Source organism: Vibrio olivae, assembly GCF_042428525.1.
GTDB lineage: Bacteria > Pseudomonadota > Gammaproteobacteria > Enterobacterales > Vibrionaceae > Vibrio > Vibrio olivae.
On record NZ_JBHMEP010000001.1, the window covers coordinates 611,306 to 628,032 of the forward strand.

At 47.1% G+C, this 16,727-nt stretch carries 13 protein-coding genes; 5 read left to right on the plus strand and 8 right to left on the minus strand.

The features are described 5' to 3' along the window. Positions 1 to 112: 112 nt before the first annotated feature. Positions 113 to 1,879 carry a SulP family inorganic anion transporter gene (locus ACFFUV_RS02875; protein ID WP_390189534.1) on the plus strand — a complete coding sequence of 589 codons (1,767 nt, stop codon included), beginning with the start codon at positions 113 to 115 and terminating at the stop codon, positions 1,877 to 1,879. A gap of 52 nt (positions 1,880 to 1,931) precedes the next feature. Here ACFFUV_RS02875 and ACFFUV_RS02880 read toward each other — a convergent pair whose 3' ends face one another. From ACFFUV_RS02880 to ACFFUV_RS02895, 4 genes are all read right to left on the minus strand, one after another. Further along, on the minus strand, positions 1,932 to 2,762 hold the full coding sequence (locus tag ACFFUV_RS02880; protein ID WP_390189535.1) for a DUF2797 domain-containing protein: 831 nt from the start codon (positions 2,760 to 2,762) through the stop codon (positions 1,932 to 1,934). 119 nt (positions 2,763 to 2,881) lie between these two features. Continuing rightward, positions 2,882 to 3,670 carry a SanA/YdcF family protein gene (locus ACFFUV_RS02885; protein WP_390189536.1) on the minus strand — a complete coding sequence of 263 codons (789 nt, stop codon included), beginning with the start codon at positions 3,668 to 3,670 and terminating at the stop codon, positions 2,882 to 2,884. Continuing rightward, complete coding sequence (locus tag ACFFUV_RS02890) at positions 3,643 to 3,966, minus strand: DUF3392 domain-containing protein (protein ID WP_390189537.1); 324 nt, start codon at positions 3,964 to 3,966, stop codon at positions 3,643 to 3,645. Before ACFFUV_RS02890 ends, ACFFUV_RS02885 begins: the two co-directional genes overlap by 28 nt. A 56-nt stretch (positions 3,967 to 4,022) precedes the next feature. Further along, the gene (locus tag ACFFUV_RS02895; RefSeq protein ID WP_390189538.1) at positions 4,023 to 5,711 is read right to left on the minus strand and encodes an NAD-dependent malic enzyme; all 1,689 of its coding nucleotides are present in this window, start codon (positions 5,709 to 5,711) and stop codon (positions 4,023 to 4,025) included. Positions 5,712 to 5,857: 146 nt separating this feature from the next. Between ACFFUV_RS02895 and ACFFUV_RS02900 the strand changes: the two genes are divergently transcribed. The 3 genes from ACFFUV_RS02900 to ACFFUV_RS02910 all read left to right on the plus strand — a co-directional run bounded on the left by ACFFUV_RS02900 (position 5,858) and on the right by ACFFUV_RS02910 (position 9,536). Then, positions 5,858 to 8,203: a helicase-related protein gene (locus ACFFUV_RS02900; RefSeq protein WP_390189539.1), complete on the plus strand. Its 2,346-nt coding sequence runs from the start codon at positions 5,858 to 5,860 to the stop codon at positions 8,201 to 8,203. A 201-nt stretch (positions 8,204 to 8,404) separates the two neighbouring features. After that, on the plus strand, positions 8,405 to 8,782 hold the full coding sequence (locus ACFFUV_RS02905; RefSeq protein WP_390189540.1) for a transporter: 378 nt from the start codon (positions 8,405 to 8,407) through the stop codon (positions 8,780 to 8,782). Between the two features lie 118 nt (positions 8,783 to 8,900). After that, positions 8,901 to 9,536 carry an outer membrane beta-barrel protein gene (locus ACFFUV_RS02910; protein ID WP_390189542.1) on the plus strand — a complete coding sequence of 212 codons (636 nt, stop codon included), beginning with the start codon at positions 8,901 to 8,903 and terminating at the stop codon, positions 9,534 to 9,536. A gap of 79 nt (positions 9,537 to 9,615) precedes the next feature. On the opposite strand, the gene ACFFUV_RS02915 is transcribed toward ACFFUV_RS02910, so the two are convergent. Both ACFFUV_RS02915 and asnS read right to left on the minus strand, forming a co-directional pair. Further along, a complete protein-coding gene (locus tag ACFFUV_RS02915; protein ID WP_390189543.1) occupies positions 9,616 to 10,806 on the minus strand; it encodes an amino acid aminotransferase in 1,191 nt (396 codons plus the stop codon). Positions 10,807 to 11,178: 372 nt separating this feature from the next. Continuing rightward, positions 11,179 to 12,579: an asparagine--tRNA ligase gene (gene asnS / locus ACFFUV_RS02920; protein ID WP_390189544.1), complete on the minus strand. Its 1,401-nt coding sequence runs from the start codon at positions 12,577 to 12,579 to the stop codon at positions 11,179 to 11,181. Between the two features lie 373 nt (positions 12,580 to 12,952). Between asnS and queD the strand changes: the two genes are divergently transcribed. After that, the gene (queD, locus tag ACFFUV_RS02925) at positions 12,953 to 13,315 is read left to right on the plus strand and encodes a 6-carboxytetrahydropterin synthase QueD (protein WP_390189545.1); all 363 of its coding nucleotides are present in this window, start codon (positions 12,953 to 12,955) and stop codon (positions 13,313 to 13,315) included. A gap of 44 nt (positions 13,316 to 13,359) precedes the next feature. Here queD and ACFFUV_RS02930 read toward each other — a convergent pair whose 3' ends face one another. Together ACFFUV_RS02930 and ACFFUV_RS02935 are read right to left on the minus strand one after the other, a co-directional pair. After that, positions 13,360 to 14,751: an efflux transporter outer membrane subunit gene (locus ACFFUV_RS02930; RefSeq protein ID WP_390189546.1), complete on the minus strand. Its 1,392-nt coding sequence runs from the start codon at positions 14,749 to 14,751 to the stop codon at positions 13,360 to 13,362. A 17-nt stretch (positions 14,752 to 14,768) separates the two neighbouring features. Then, a complete protein-coding gene (locus tag ACFFUV_RS02935) occupies positions 14,769 to 16,724 on the minus strand; it encodes a MacB family efflux pump subunit (protein WP_390189547.1) in 1,956 nt (651 codons plus the stop codon). Positions 16,725 to 16,727: the final 3 nt, after the last annotated feature.

Below are 16,727 nucleotides of genomic sequence, written 5' to 3' on the forward strand. Positions count from 1 at the left end.
TAAAAATGTGTTTTATAGTTACAGCAAGCACTTTATTTATTTTAAATCAGCCAATTAGCCTGAATGTGGTGCCATAGGCTGATGACTGAGTTTGTTTTCGAAGGACACGATATTGAAATCTATCTCTATCACATCTTGGTTGCCCGGGCTTTATCAATTAAAGCACTATCAGCGTGAGTGGCTTGTGGATGATGCACGAGCAGCGCTTTCAGTCGTCGCCGTCGCCTTACCTGTTGCGATTGCTTACGCCCAGCTTACAGGGGTTTCTGCAATTGTCGGCCTGTATTCTTGTGTGTTACCGATGATAGTGTATGCCGTGTTTGGCACATCTCGGCAGTTGATTGTGGGCCCCGATGCCGCGACGTGTGCGGTGATTGCTGCAGTCGTGTCTCCCTTGGCGGCGGGAGATCCAGCAAAACATTGGCAGTTGGTCATGACCATGACGGCGATGACAGGCGGATGGTGCATACTGGCAAGTCGCTTTAAGTTAGGCGTATTTGCTGATTTTCTCTCCCGGCCGATTTTACTTGGTTTACTGAATGGTGTTGCGCTGACGATTGTTGTTGGGCAGTTTGCAAAAGTACTCGGGCTTAAATTCGAAAATCAAGACTTACTCGAACGTCTTTATGAGGCGCCGCGTTTATTACTCGATATCCATTGGCAGACATTACTGATTAGCCTAATGACGGCTGCGACGTATTTAGGCATCAAACGCTATCGACCCGCTCTGCCTTCGGCAATGATCGCAATTATTGTTGCCGGTGGGTTCGTCTGGGCGTTGAACTTAGAGCAATACGATGTTCGAGTAGTCGGTGTGATTCAAGGTGGGTTACCAGTATTTCAAACGCCAGCGTTTAATTTGGGCGATGCGCGAGAACTTGTTATGCCAGCCCTTAACTTAGCCGTCGTGAGTTTTGTCAGTATGATGTTGACCGCACGCAGCTTTGCGGCAAAAAATGGCTATGATATCGATGCGGATAAAGAGTTTCGCGCGTTAGGCGTGGCAAACATTGCATCCGCCTTTTCTCAGGGCTTTGCAATCAGTGGTGCAGATTCTCGTACCGCAGTTAATGATGCGAATGGTGGAAAGTCGCAGTTGGTATCTATTTTGGCTGCGCTGATCATTGCGCTAATTGCGATATTTATTTATGAACCGCTGCAATATATTCCGACTGCGGCGTTGGGCGTGGTATTAATTGTTGCCTCGATTTCATTGCTCGACCTTAAAGGAGTATGGGCGTTACGAAAACGGGACAAAGACGCGTTCTATTTAGCGACAATCACGCTGGTGGCGGTACTCGTCATCGGCGTTATTCCTGGGATTACACTCGCGGTATTGTTGGGGTTATTCCAATTCTTGCGCGTGGTGATGCGCCCGAGTGAACAAATTTTGGGATTAGATGATAAAGGGACGATTCGTACTCTCGATGGCAGTGGCAAATCGAAGCCTATCCCTGGGTTATTGATTTATCGCTTCAATTCTCCGCTTACCTATTTCAATGCGCCATATTTTAAACGTCGAGTGCTCGATAACAGCGAAATAACCGATCAACACATTGATTGCATTATTATCGATGCCGTCGCCAGTTTTACCCATCTTGATCTCAGTGTGATGGCAACCTTGGCTGATATTCAAACTGTGCTTAAAAAAAGAGGTATTCGCCTCATTTTGGCAGGCCGCAAACGCAGTTTACGCCAATGGTGTGAATTAGGCGGTGTCGCCGTTGGCGATGGCGGGGTGGTGCTACGTGCCGATCTGTATCTGGCGATTAAATTGAGTGGTGTTTATCAGCAAGCCGTTGAGGAAGGGCAAGTTCCTGAGGTGAAAAAGCAAGATGATGAACGGGAGGGCACTAAAGGGGTTACGGATATCGCTTAGTCAGTGTTTAGAAAAGCCATACGCTTGAATAAGGTATGGCTTTGAAACGTCGTTATGCCGTCGTACTGACTTCCACTTCGTAAGACGTAAATTTACGCACGTTAATCACCCCAGTATCAAAGATCAAATATTGACCTTTAATCCCTTGGAGTGTACCCGTTACCTCGGGATTTTTATCAAAGTTATGCGAGCTGATTTTAACTGGATGTTGCTCAACGGGGTAAGCAATCGCGGTAATATCACTGGACAGTACTTCGACCGCATCTTCACCAAATCGCGTTTTTAAATCCTGAATGGTGTCTTCCACCAACGGCAATAATTGCGCGAACTGATCTTCCAATGGCAGAGGTTCTCCATCGCCTTTTAACAACGTACGCCAGTTAGTTTTATCGGCAATGTGTTTGGCTAATTCCACTTCCAGCAGGCCAGAAATATAGCGCGTTTTGACTTTAAAAATCGGCATGCCTTGCGTGGCGCCTTGATCAATCCAACGGGTTGGAATTTGCGTATGTCGAGTGATGCCGACTTTGAGACTGGAGGTGTTAGACAGATACACGTAGTGATCGACCATGCAGTTCTCTTCACCCCATTGAGGCTCGCGGCAGGTGCCCTGATCATAATGGCATGTTTCTGGTTTCATGATGCACATGTCGCAGCTTGCGAGCTTTTTCATGCAGACAAAACAGTGCCCTTGAGAATAACTCTTCTTTGTTTTCTTTCCACATGAACTGCAAAAGATATTGCCCGTGTGAGTTAGGGTGAGGGTGTGACCAATAAATGGATTAAGATCGATCAGTTGCTCCCCCACAGGTAGGCGATAATGAACGGTACCTTCCAGGGACGCTTTCATTTTGCTAAGCGTACCAGTTGCAAGTAAAGACATGACATTGCTCTCTATAAATTTGCCCACTTCAGCGGGTCGATAATTTGCGCCGAAGTGTAGCAAACTTCACGGCTAGAGGCACCCGTTGAGGTGACTCTAAATCAGTCGATTTGAGCGATTTAATAAGAGAGTACGCTGGATGCTGCGCTGGGAGGTAATTCGATATCTTGCAGTGACATGTCAGTCATTGGGCCTGCGCTTAGTTCACTCTCTTCCAGTGTCGGAATCGGCTCTTTGGGACCTAAAAAGCGCGGCTTGGTATCAATAATATACAAATCTAAAAACGCTTTAGCACGAGCAAAAATTTCACGCAGACGAATCTGAATATTTGAATGCTCCGGGCCAGGTACTGCAAGGCAACGTGCGTTGATCTGGTGGTAATTTGCGATGTATAAAGCGCGTTCACAATGAAACTTCTGAGAAATGATCAAAAAGTCATCGGTGTCGAAGATCTCTTTGGCACGCACCACCGAATCTAAAGTGCGAAAACCCGCATAATCAAGAAAAATACGTTGGTTAGGGACATCGGCTCGCAGCAAATCGCGCTTCATGGTCCAAGGTTCATTATAGGAACGGTGTGCGTTGTCGCCACTTAAAAGAAAGCGGTTGATTTTACCCTGCTGATATAAGTCGATGGCGGCGTTAATACGATGAATATAATAGTCATTGAGTGTTCGACCTAAATACTTACTCGTCCCCAGCACGACAGCGACGTCGAAGTGAGGAATCTCTTCGACATTAAAATAGAGTTGATCTCGAGTTTGGTAACTGACCCATCTGTCGATGAGACCCACACAAAATAAGCAAATCGCCAGCGCGATAATCGCACCTTTGAGTACTTTTAGCGGCCAAACAAAAGACGTGCGCTTAAGACGTCGCACTAGATGTGACGGTTTCTTTGAGCCCATGAACCAATGACAATAAAACTAATAATAACAACGACAAACATCATACCTGGCTCGAGTTTGTGCAATGTCCGAGTGAGGTAAGGTGTCACCTTTACTATGATTAAGCCGTAACCGAACGCGTTAATCAACACAAAAACAATGGTTCGCACAATGAACATTTGGTTGCGCATTAAACGTCGAACCAAAGTGTTGATCTCACCCCCGCCCATCACAAGAAGACACGCGATCAGTGACATGGAAATTTCACTTAAGTACGGTAGCAATAACTGCCCCGCAGGTGCAAAAAAACTAAGCATAATAATGTGATATCTCTATCAGAAAGAATAAAGCCCCAAGAAGGGGCTTTCGCGGTTTAGAATGCCGTACGCTTGTATCGGCGATAGACGGGTTGCCAGAAGTGCTGATCGATAGCCAGTTCTAATGCCTCGTCCGAAACGGCAGGTGCGACACCTTGTTCGATGGCCTTTTTACCCACAGCGATAGCGATTTTCTTCGATACCGAGTGAATTTCTTCAAGAGGCGGAAGCAGTGCTCCGCGGCCATTAATTGCAAGAGGAGAACAGGTTGCCAGCGCACGGCTCGATTCCATCAGCATCTCGTCAGTGACGCGTTTCGCACCGCCAGCTAGAACGCCGAGACCAATACCCGGGAAGATATAACTGTTGTTACACTGAGCGATAGGGTAGGTTTTACCCTCATGCACGACGGGATCAAATGGACTCCCCGTTGCCACGAGTGCTGCGCCGTTAGTCCAACGGATAATGTCACTCGGTGTGGCTTCCACTCGGCTTGTTGGGTTTGATAACGGGAACACTATAGGGCGATCACAATGCTTATGCATTTCTTCGATGACTTCTTGACTAAACAGACCCGGAGCGCCAGAGACGCCGATCAGTACGGTCGGTTTTGCGTTACGCATAACATCAAGTAATGAGAACCCTGGAGTTTCGCTTTGCCAATCTTGAGTATTTTGCTCTTTCTGGACTAGACGTTGCTGGAAATCAAGCAAGTTAGTCATGCCTTCTTGCAATAGACCCCAGCGATCAACCATATACACTTGAGAGCGTGCTTGTTGATCTGAAATACCTTCTGAAACCATTTGTGCGATGATAGCTTCGGCAATACCGCAACCCGCTGAGCCCGCGCCTAAGAAGGTAATACGTTGCTCTGAGAGTTTGCTGCCCGCTGCTTGACAAGCTGCAAGCAAAGAACCCACGGTAATCGCCGCCGTGCCTTGTATATCGTCGTTAAAGCAACAAATACGATTTTTGTAACGTTCAAGCAATGGCATGGCATTTTTTTGTGCAAAATCTTCGAATTGCACTAAGGCGTCAGGCCAGCGACGCTGAACGGCCTGGATAAATTCTTCGACAAACGCATCGTATTCCGCACCAGTGATACGTGGATGACGCCAGCCCATATACATTGGGTCTGCTAAGCGCTGCGGGTTGTTCGTACCAACATCAAGCACAATCGGTAAGGTATAGGCTGGACTAATGCCGCCACAAGCCGTGTACAAAGAGAGTTTACCAATTGGGATGCCCATGCCACCAATGCCTTGGTCACCCAAACCAAGAATACGTTCGCCATCGGTCACCACGATCACTTTTACGTTGTGGTTTGCGGCATTATTAAGTAAGTCATCGATACGGTCGCGGTTCGCGTAAGACACAAACAGCCCACGTCCACGACGATAGATATTGGAGAAGTTTTCACAGGCTGCGCCAACCGTTGGCGTATAGATGATGGGCATCATCTCGGTAATATGGTTTTGAACCAAACGGTAGAAGAGTGTCTCGTTAGTATCTTGAATATTGCGTAGGTAGATATGCTTATCCATATCGCTTTCAAAGTTGCAATATTGTAAGTAGGCGCGTTCAACTTGTTCTTGAATGGTTTCAGTGGCTTCGGGAAGCAAACCTTCTAAGTTGAAAGAGACACGTTCTGCAGCCGTAAAGCCGCTGCCTTTGTTGAGCAAAGGGGTGCTGAGCAGAGCAGGACCAGCATAAGGAATATATAAAGGGCGCTTATCGTTATTCATAATTTGCCTTTTGAAGGGTAGCAAGGACGACAAAATGATAGGTATTAGTGACTGTATTGTAAACGAATTAATCGTTTTATAGAAAGCGCTTAACATTAAAAATTCAGGTACAATTGACTAAAAGTCACTATCTCATTCTTTTTGTTATGACATTACTCCCCATTGATCGCCTAAAATCCGAATTTCTTGCTGAGGTTAAAGAACACCATCTGGTGGTTGAGGCAGAGACTGGCTCCGGCAAATCAACTCGCTTACCACTTTGGTTAGCCGAACATGGACGAGTGCTGGTCATTGAACCCAGACGAATCGCATGTACTTCATTGGCGCAGTTTTTGGCGCAGAGTCGAGGTGAGCAGCTTGGCGAGTCAGTAGGTTATGCCATTAAGCTCGATATTCAATATCAGCCACACACTCAAGTGGTGTTTGTTACTCCCGGTGTTGCATTGCGTTGGCTGGCGGAAGAGGGGCTTAAATCGTTTGATTATGTGTTGGTGGATGAGTTTCATGAACGGCGCTGGGACACCGACTTATTGGTTGCATTACTTCGAGAGAAGAACAGCCACCGATTGGTCGTTACGTCGGCAACCATTGAAGGAACTAAATTGGCCCAATATATCGACGGTAAGCGTCTGCAGGCACAAGGGCGGCGATTTGAGGTTGAGATCCAACATGTGAGTCGCGAGTCACATCAGCTGCCTGATAGCCGCGATATAGCTCAGCGAGTCAGTGCTCAAGTGACGCATCACGTGGGCCAAACGGATGGTGATATTTTGGTGTTTTTACCGGGGAAAAAGGAAATCGTCGCCTGTCAGCAAGCGTTGGCAAATCAGCCTGATTTATTGGTCGTCCCCCTACATTCCTCAGTCTCTGAGCCACAAAAACAGCAGGCATTAACGCGTCAGCCTCAACAAAAAGTCGTACTGGCAACCAATGTTGCCGAAACCTCTCTGACGATTCCTAACATTACCTTGGTGATTGATAGTGGGTTAGAGCGTCGTAACGAGCAACGAAATGGTCGAACTGCGCTGGCGTTAAAAGCGGTGTCTAAAGCCAGCGCTCAGCAACGGGCAGGGCGAGCCGGGCGAGTCATGGCGGGAAGGTGTGTCCGCTTGTATGGACAGCATGCAGCGCTAAGTGATGTCACGCCTCCGCAGTTACATCGAGAATCTCTAACTGAACCTATGCTGGCGGCGGCCTGTTGTGGCGTGCCTTTAGACCGACTGACTTTTCTTGAAGTACTGCCTGAAAAATCTTTTCAGGCGGCAAAACAACTTCTTGTGAGTATGGGCGCGCTCACCGAACAGGGCATGGCGACGCCTCATGGTAACAAGCTGTATCCACTTCCTATCGATGCGTTGTACGCTGATTTGGTGACTCGTATGCCATCACGCCCCCTCCAAGAGGCGATGGTGGATTTGACCGCAGCGCTGTGTGTGCCCGCTAAATTGTTTCGGCTGGCCAATCATCAAGAACAGATTGAGTTACTACAGCAACAAGAGCCGATGGGATGCGATGGTGCGTTGATCATTGGTTTGGTCCGTGGCCAATATTATGATGGGATAACAGTCGATGAAGAAGCTCGGCAAGAGGCAATAGCATTGGCTGAGCAAATGCGCGCGGTATTTGAATTACCGCAGCTGTCGGTGGCTTCTCGTTTTTCGCTTAGCGATTTGTCATCGGCAATTGGCAAATTACATCCTGAACTGGTTTTTATTCGCCGAGAAAAGCGTCGCGAATCAATGGGGAATGGCAAGATGGAAGTTACCCTTGGCCGCGAGAGTCGCTTACTTTCTCACTATGAAGCCGCACTGGTTCTGGATACGCACAGTGTCCCCGGGCGCGGCGTAAAAAATACCTTAAATCTTGCTACCGTCACCATGCCGCTGACGCTTGACCAATTGGTTGATTTAGATCTTGGAGAGTGGCAACAACGAGACGCACAGCAAACCGAGAATGGGTATCAAGTGCCGGTTGAGTTGATATACGCAGGCCGAGTCATTGAACGCCGATATCAAGCGCCAACCGGGCAATATGCTGTGGCGGCCATTATTGAGGCGCTGAAAAGTGACCAGTTATGGCCGGGGTTTGCAAAGCAGCGTGAACGAGAGATTGAGTTGTGGAAGCTGTATCAAACCCTCGATGACCTGTTATCAAAACCGTCAAAAACGCTCAACTTTGACGCTTGGATTAGCCAACAACTTGAGACGCTTGAGGTAAGTGCAATGGAAGATCTCATGCTGTTTGAACCAGAGGATTTCAGCTTTGATGGGGTGCCCGAGTGGGAGTATCAGGACTTTGCACAGCAATATCCATTCGAACTCCAGCTTGCTGATCTCACGTTACGGGTGGAATATTTTGCGACTCGCAAATTGGTTCATGTAATTCATCAAGGCGGGTTACGTAAAGGCGATCCAAAACGGTGGGAGTTACCACGTTGGAATGGTTGGCGTATTCAATACAAGAAAGCCAGTCGAGTGGTGGATATTCGTTAACTGGCGACGTCTTCATTTATTGCGCATTCAAGTGCATATTTTAATCAGTTTGTTTTAACTCTGTTATTAATTGGGTTTTTATATGCCTTTTCTTTTGGTTTTAAGGGTATAAAAGATGATTGTTTTATATCCTATTGCTATATGGGGTAGAGTCGTCAATATTGGCTATATCCCCAGTGCTTAAAGTACAAAGAAGGCGATATGGAACAGTTAAGCTCACCCTCAGTCTTGTTTGATTACACCTCTTTTCTTGGTGCTTCTTGTAAAAAGAAATGGACGTTCTTAGAAGCGATGAGTTCAGTAGCGCCCGTATTCAGTGTCGCGTGGAAAGACACGATTCAGGAGCCTCAAACACCCGAAGACCGTCTTTGGGAAAAAGCCATGCAAGCACTGTCTCCCAGTCACAGTGACGAGTCCAACTTAGCGGTCTTGATTGCCATTGCCAAAGAGCAAGGGATTGAGGAATTAAGATTGGTGATGCCGTATTCACTTGAGCCCGAACAGTTAGAGTTATTGCGCAGTGAAGGGCTAGAGCATATCACTCAGGATGACAACGACCACCTGATTATTCAGTTGTAAATTATTCGTCAAACTTACACGCTTTGCGGTTTGTTCGCACTGTTAAGATCATGACGTGAACTACTCTTAGTGCAGTTGAGTCAAACGATTGGCAATGATTGCGAAAATGGAGTTGTTGATGAATCATACCTTTGCCCAAAGTACGGCGCTGCTTTGTGGACTGCTATTACACACGGCCTTTGCCGACGAAATTTCTTCTCTCGACCCTTTAAGTTATGACTACGTGTATTTTGATGCCGCTTCGGGCTCACAAGATGGATCGTTAGGGGATAACAGTGATGTCACAGAGTTAGCTGTAGGTGGTTTTTATCCGCTGAGTGAACGTTGGATTCTAACTGGTGATTACCGAGCTCGATTTGTTCATCTTGAAGGAACCACCGCGGAAAATTATATCCTTCTGCCAGGAGTTGGTGCCTATTTTCCACTCGGGGAGCGACTTGATTTAGTGATGGATGCAAAGGTCGGAGGGATTCGCTATGTGCTTAGTGATGATGATACTGACGATAACCTCGATAGCAGCACAGACTGGATGCTCGGTGGCGGGGTGTATTTGCGTTATGCGCTGACCGATCAATTACAACTCGGTGGTACGGTTAAGCTGAATCGCAGCGATAGAGTGGATGAGGATATTTTTCAGTTAAAAATCGATTATCGGTTTAATAAATTGTTTGGGCTTGGTGGCTTTTATACCTACACCGATTATGGGCATAATTCAGAGAATGCCGGCGGGCTATCGGCTCGTGTGTATTATTAGTCTTAGTTCAATGTGTGAATGCGCAGTTCAAAAAAGCCAGCTCTGAAGCTGGCTTTTACTATTGACGCACTCAGGATAATTATAAAACCTTGGCGATCGCTTTACATAGTGGCCCCATGTTATCACGCGTCATACCGGCTACGCTGATACGGCCAGAACCAACAATATAGATGCCGAACTGATCTTTAAGCTGCGCCACTTGCTCTTTGCTCAAGCCTGAGAAAGAGAACATGCCGTTTTGGCGTTCAATAAAGCTAAAGTCAGCGCTTACGCCTTCAGCTTTCAGCGTTTCCACAAACAGCTCACGCATGTCTTGAATACGATCACGCATCTCTTTTACTTCAAGTTCCCATTGCGCTCGAAGTTCTGAGTTAGAGAGAATGAAAGTCACGACGGAACTTCCGTGTGCTGGTGGGTTAGAGTAGATTGAGCGGATGATTGCTTTGACTTGTGAGAATGCGGTCGTTGCAACCTCTTCAGATTTCGCAACCAGTGTAAAGGCACCAACACGCTCGTTGTATAAACCGAAGTTTTTGGAGAACGAACTCGCCACCAAAATTTCATCATTGTACTTAGCAAAAGTACGAAGGCCAGCCGCGTCGTCTTCAACGCCTTTTGCAAAACCTTGATAAGCAAAGTCAAACAGAGGAACCAGACCTTTTTCTGCCACTAGTTTTGCCAGCACTTCCCACTCTTGTTCTGTTGGGTCGATGCCCGTTGGATTGTGGCAGCAGCCGTGAAGCAGGACGATATCACCTTTGTTTGCTTGTTGAAGATCGGCAACCATTGCATCGAAATCTTTATCGTGCGTTTCTGGGTTGTAGTAACTGTATTGCGCAATCTCCAAGCCAGCGGCTTTAAATACGCCGTTATGGTTTGCCCAAGTTGGATTACTGATCCAGATTTTTACGTCACCTAAGTGGCGTTTGATAAATTCACCCGCAACACGCAGTGCGCCAGTTCCGCCCGGGGCCTGAGCTGTTTTTGCGCGTTTTTGAGTGACAATGGCAGAATCATCACCAAACAGAAGTTTTTGTACAGCAAGGCCGTACTCGGCAGTCCCTTCAATGGTGAGGTAAGATTTGGTTTTCTCCGTTTCAACTAGAGCTGCTTCCGCTTTCTTTACTGTGGCAAGCACTGGCGTCTCGCCTTGTTCATTCTTATAAATACCCACACCAAGATTGATTTTCTCAGCGCGTGAATCTTTTTTAAATTCTTCAGTAAGTCCAAGGATAGGGTCGGCAGGAGCTGCTACAACTTTTTCAAACATAATCGTCGTCCATGTAAGTCGAAAAGAGAATGGGTGTTTCAGTCTCTCTTTATACCGTTATGAGTCAGGAGTGACAACCGCATTTCGGTGATAACCGTAAAAAATAACGGAATCTCGATGAACATACTTCCCAAGCCAGTGTTTTTTGATATTTCACGCCACAATCATTAAGGGTGAATATGTATTTCCCTTGTTGTGTTTGATAGGTAATGTACTGAAAATTATGAAATTAATGGTTATGTGTTTGGCCATATTCACGAAAGACAGACCTTGAAGCGCAATGAGCGAGTTTGAGAATAGAAAGTTGGGCTATAAAAAAGCCCTCGTATGACGAGGGCTTAGCGTTAAATTCTGTTGCAACCAAACAGGCGTTTAGAAGTTCGCGCTGCGCGGTGTGCGAGGGAATGGAATCACATCACGTACGTTACCCATACCAGTCACGTAAGACACCAAACGCTCAAAACCGAGACCGAAACCGGCATGAGGCACAGTACCGTAACGGCGTAGATCGCGGTACCAACTCATGTGCTCCGGATCAATACCGATCTCTTGCATACGTGCATCAAGAACATCCAAACGCTCTTCACGCTGAGAACCACCGATGATTTCACCAATTCCTGGCGCAAGCACATCCATTGCCGCAACGGTTTTGCCGTCATCGTTGAGACGCATGTAGAAGGCTTTGATGTCTTTCGGGTAGTTTTTGACGATAACCGGTGCTTTGAAGTGCTCTTCTGCAAGGTAACGTTCATGCTCAGAAGACATATCAATGCCCCATTCAACAGGGAATTCAAACTCACGACCTGAGTCGAGTAGGATCTGAATGGCATCGGTGTAGTCGACCTGCGCAAAGTCAGAAGCGACAAACTGTTCAAGACGTGTAATTGCCTCTTTATCGATACGCTGAGCGAAGAACTCAAGATCGTCACGACGCTCTTCAAGTACCGCTTTAAATACGTATTTAAGCATGTCTTCGGACAATTTCGCAACGTCATCTAGATCAGCAAACGCGACCTCAGGCTCAACCATCCAGAATTCAGCTAGGTGGCGACTGGTGTTTGAGTTTTCAGCGCGGAACGTTGGGCCGAAAGTGTACACTTTGCTGATCGCACACGCATACGCTTCAGCGTTGAGCTGACCGGAAACCGTTAGGAACGTCTCTTTGCCAAAAAAGTCTTCGTTGTAGTCAACTTGGCCAGCATCAGTACGTGGTAAGTTCTCCATATCAAGCGTTGATACGCGGAACATTTCACCAGCACCTTCAGCATCAGACGCGGTAATCAGCGGTGCTGAAACCCAGAAGTAACCTTGCTCATGATAGAAACGGTGAATCGCTTGAGATAGACAGTTGCGAACACGGGCCACAGCACCAATGACATTGGTACGCGGACGAAGGTGCGCAACTTCGCGCAAGTATTCAATCGAGTGGCGTGTTTTCGCCATTGGGTAAGTGTCAGCATCTTCAACCCAACCAACCACTTTCACTGCGGTTGCAGCCAGTTCGAAATCTTGACCTTTCGCCGGAGACTCAACCACAGTACCTGTTACTTCAACAGAGCAACCTGTTGTTAATTTGAGAACTTCTTCGTCGTAATTATTCAAATTATTTGGGACCACGGCCTGAATCGGGTCGAAACAAGAGCCGTCGTAGATGGCAAGGAAAGAGATTCCAGCTTTGGAATCACGACGCGAACGAATCCAGCCGCGAACAGTGACTTCACTGTCGACTGCTAGCTTACCGCTCAGAACGTCTTTTACAGGCGCGTAAGTCATTGAGATATATTCTCCGTTGAAGTAAAAATTGCACTCAAGATTCAAGTATTTCCATTTCGAACAAAAAACAGTCGAAACATTGAGTTGCATAAAGGTTTTATAATCAACGCCACATATTACCTGTCAATTTGGGAGCTTCAACCTTTAATCACGTTTTGAGTAGCAAATTTCTGTGCATTTGATGAAATTTTCGATTTATCTTCGCTTTATTCCCAGTCTTGAATTTGATGCTCTCACTTGGCTACCTTGGAATAAGCTTTTGTTGCTTTTTATGTTAGGTGTTGGTTTGGCGCTTGAATGGTTTATCTCCCCTTGTACCGAATAAGGGAATTCCTTACTATTGCGTCTCTTTTTTCCGAGCCCGAGAGCAACAATGAGAACCGAATTGTATAAAGAGTTTATGTTTGAAGCTGCGCATCACTTGCCGCACGTTCCAGAGGGACACAAGTGTGGGCGCCTGCATGGACACTCTTTTCTTGTTCGTCTTTACGTGGAAGGGGAAGTGGATCCCCATACCGGTTGGGTAATTGATTTCTCAGAAATTAAATCCGCATTTAAGCCTATTTATGACCGTCTTGATCATTATTACCTGAACGACATCGAAGGATTGGAGAATCCGACCAGTGAAGTGTTAGCGAAATGGATTTGGCAGCAGCTAAAACCAAGCCTATCACTGCTGAGTAAAGTAGAGATTAAAGAAACTTGCACCGCAGGTTGTGTTTATCAAGGCCAGTAATCACTCGCCTTAATAAACACGATTCATCACCGAAGAAGGTGAAGCTAATCAAAGGCTTCACCTTCTTTTGTTTCTGGCATGACGTCTTGTCCGCCCAGTGCCTGATACAGCGTCGCCATGGCAACATATTGGTTATAGCGATTTTGCAATACGCTGGCTTTGGCATTGCGCTCGTCGGTTTGTGCATCTAACAAATCACGAAATTCAATCGCGCCATTTTGATATTGATTATCATAGATACGCGCGACTTCTTCTGCGCTTTGGTACTGCTCACGCAACCGCTCTGACTGATAGGCGAGTTGTTGCTTTGAGGATAGCGCGTTATCTACATCCTGAAATGCTGCGTACAGTGTTTGTCGATAATCGATGATAGTAGATTGATACTGAGCATCAGCAATTTGCTTGTTTAGGTCCATTTCATCCCACTGAATAAACGGCAGAGCGAGATTTGCGCCCAGCGTGCCTATGGGATCGGTCAACAAGTTATGCAGAGCGCTTGATGAGCCACCCAAAGAGCCAGTGAGTGTCAACGATGGCATATAGGCGGCCGCAGTTTGGTCTTTACTGGCTAAAGCCGCTTTCAATTCATACAGTTTGGCTTTGACATCGGGTCTGCGCGCCAACAAGTCTGATGGAATCCCAACCGCTACTTGCGGAATTGGCGTACTGGGAAGATGATTCATCAGCAACGAAGCGCTCTGCGGGGCTTGGTCGAATAAAATCGCAAATGCGTTTTGTGCCTCCACTAACTGCTGCTGATATTGGCTTTGCTGAGTTTGCAGAGCCGCCAGGCTTTGCTTGGCCTGAAGAACATTAACTTTTGATACTGCGCCGTTTTGATATTGGTTTTCACTCATGTTGAGTGTTTCTTGTGCGGCGCGAATGTTCTCTTCGCCCAGAGCGAGCCGGTCGTGCAAATAGCCGATTTGCCAATAAAGTGTCGCGGTGGTGGCGACCAAGCTTTGTGCGGTTGCTTCTCGGTCTTGTTCCGTGGCCATTGCTGTCCATTTTGTTTGGTCAGCATACGCCGATACTCTGCCCCACAAATCCAGCTCGTAGCTGACGCCTAAACTTGCATTATAGCTGGTGGATGATTGTCCGCTGTCTAAGGATTTTGAGCGCGTTCCCGAACCACTCAAGCTGGTGTCTGGGTAAAAATCATCTCGGCCTAAATCTGCTTGTAACCTGGCTTGGCGAAGCGTGAGGGTGGCTATCGCTAAATCATTATTCTTGGCCAGAACTTGCTGAATAATTTGATTCAGTACCGGATCGTTAAATTGAGTCCACCACTGGTCAATCGATACAGAATGAGTGCTGGTGGATTGATTCCAGGTATCGGGCATATCAAGCTCTGGCGCTTGATATTCTGAGCGCATAACGCAGCCTGTCGTCAATACAGTGGCGACAAGTAACGTCGCGATATGTGTTTTTTTCATGGTCATCACGTGTCGTCTTATTCTCTGGCTAGGGCATCAACAGGGTTTAACTGCGCAGCATTGCGCGCCGGAATAAACCCGAACACAATGCCAATTAAGGTCGAACAGATGAAAGCCGACAATATTGATGTTGTTGAGTAAATCATATTAAAGCTTCCGCCAGTGCTGGCGAAAATGGCACCAATGGCATAAGACAGCCCGATACCAATGACACCGCCACATAAGCACACTAAAACGGCTTCGATTAAAAACTGGCGCAGAATATCGGATTTTCGAGCGCCGACCGCCATGCGAACGCCAATTTCACGTGTGCGCTCAGTGACGGAGACCAGCATAATATTCATGACACCAATCCCGCCAACAATGAGGGATATAACAGCAATCATCGACACGAGTAAGGTCATCGTTGACGTAGTTTTCTTAATATTTTGCTGGATGGTATCGGTATTGATCGTAAAGAAATCCTGAGTGCCATGACGCATGGTGAGCAAACGAATGATCGCCTGTTCGGCTGCATCGCTTGGTGCTAGGTTGTTCACCCGAACTGAAATCCTATCGAGGTAACTTTGGCCCACCATACGTCCACTGACCGTGGTGTAAGGAAGCCATAAGTTCAAAGAATCGCTGTTGCCAAATGCGCTTTCCTTTGGCTTGGTGACCCCGATAATACGCACGGGCAATTTACCGGCAAAAATCACTTTGCCAATCGGAGAACTTTCGGGAAACAACTCCTTGCGAGTGTTATCGTCAATCACCGCTTCTTGGGCGAGTGTGTCCACGCTGGCACTATCCCAATATTGACCTTGCGCCAGTTCATAGCCTCGAACTCGAAAGTACTCCGGTCCCACACCACCTACTGAGGCAGTCACGGCCTGATTTGAAATTCGCAGCGTGGCGCTAGTACTGACGGACGGTGTCACACTGTCAACAAAAGGCAGGGTTTTCAGCGCTTCAGCATCATTGGCTGTCAAGGTCCGTATTCTGCCTGAGCGGCGGTCGCCAAACCCTTTACCGGGCATAATGTCGATAGTGTTGGTACCCATTGACGAGATACTGGCAAGGATCGCTTGCTGTGAGCCATTCCCCAATGCCACCACGGAAACCACCGAAGCGATACCAATAATAATGCCCAACATGGTTAAAAACGTTCGCAACCTATGGTTAGACATCGCCAGCATCGCCATTTTCAACGCTTCGGCAAAGCTATCCCACGCTTGGCGAATTTTGCCAGTCTGCTTGGGCGTGCGGTGTTCAAGGCGAGTTTGACTGCCGAGTGTGACTTGCTTGTCGTTGATGGTGTCGCTGAGAATTTCACCATCTTTAATTTCGATGATTCGCTGGGCATGCTCGGCGACTTTAAGGTCGTGAGTGACCAAAATAATGGTGTGACCAAGCTGATGCAGTTCTTGCAACAGCGTCATCATTTCTTCGCCACTTTTACTATCCAGTGCGCCAGTGGGCTCATCGGCGAGAATCACATCTCCGCCATTGATGAGTGCTCGAGCAACAGATACGCGTTGTTGCTGACCACCACTTAATTGGTTGGGTTTATGGTCCAATCGCTCATCAAGGCCAAGTCGGCTGAGTAATTCTTGGGCTCGCTGTGAACGTTTGCCTTTTTCTTCACCAGCATAAACCGCGGGCACTTCAACATTTTGCTGCGCGGTTAAGTCTCCTAGTAAGTGGTAACGTTGAAATATGAACCCGAAATATTCACGGCGCAGCTCGGCGAGCTGTGAAGCGCTCATGGTGGAAGTATCCCGACCGTTTATCCAATAACTGCCTGACGAGGCCTGGTCGAGACAGCCAAGAATGTTCATTAACGTCGATTTACCTGAGCCAGACGCCCCGACAATAGCGACCATCTCACCGCGCTGAATGTCGAGGCTAACGTTATTGAGTACCGTTAACGTTTCGTCCCCGGCAGGAAAGGTACGAGTAATATTGTGAATCGAAAGTAACGCATTACTCATGGA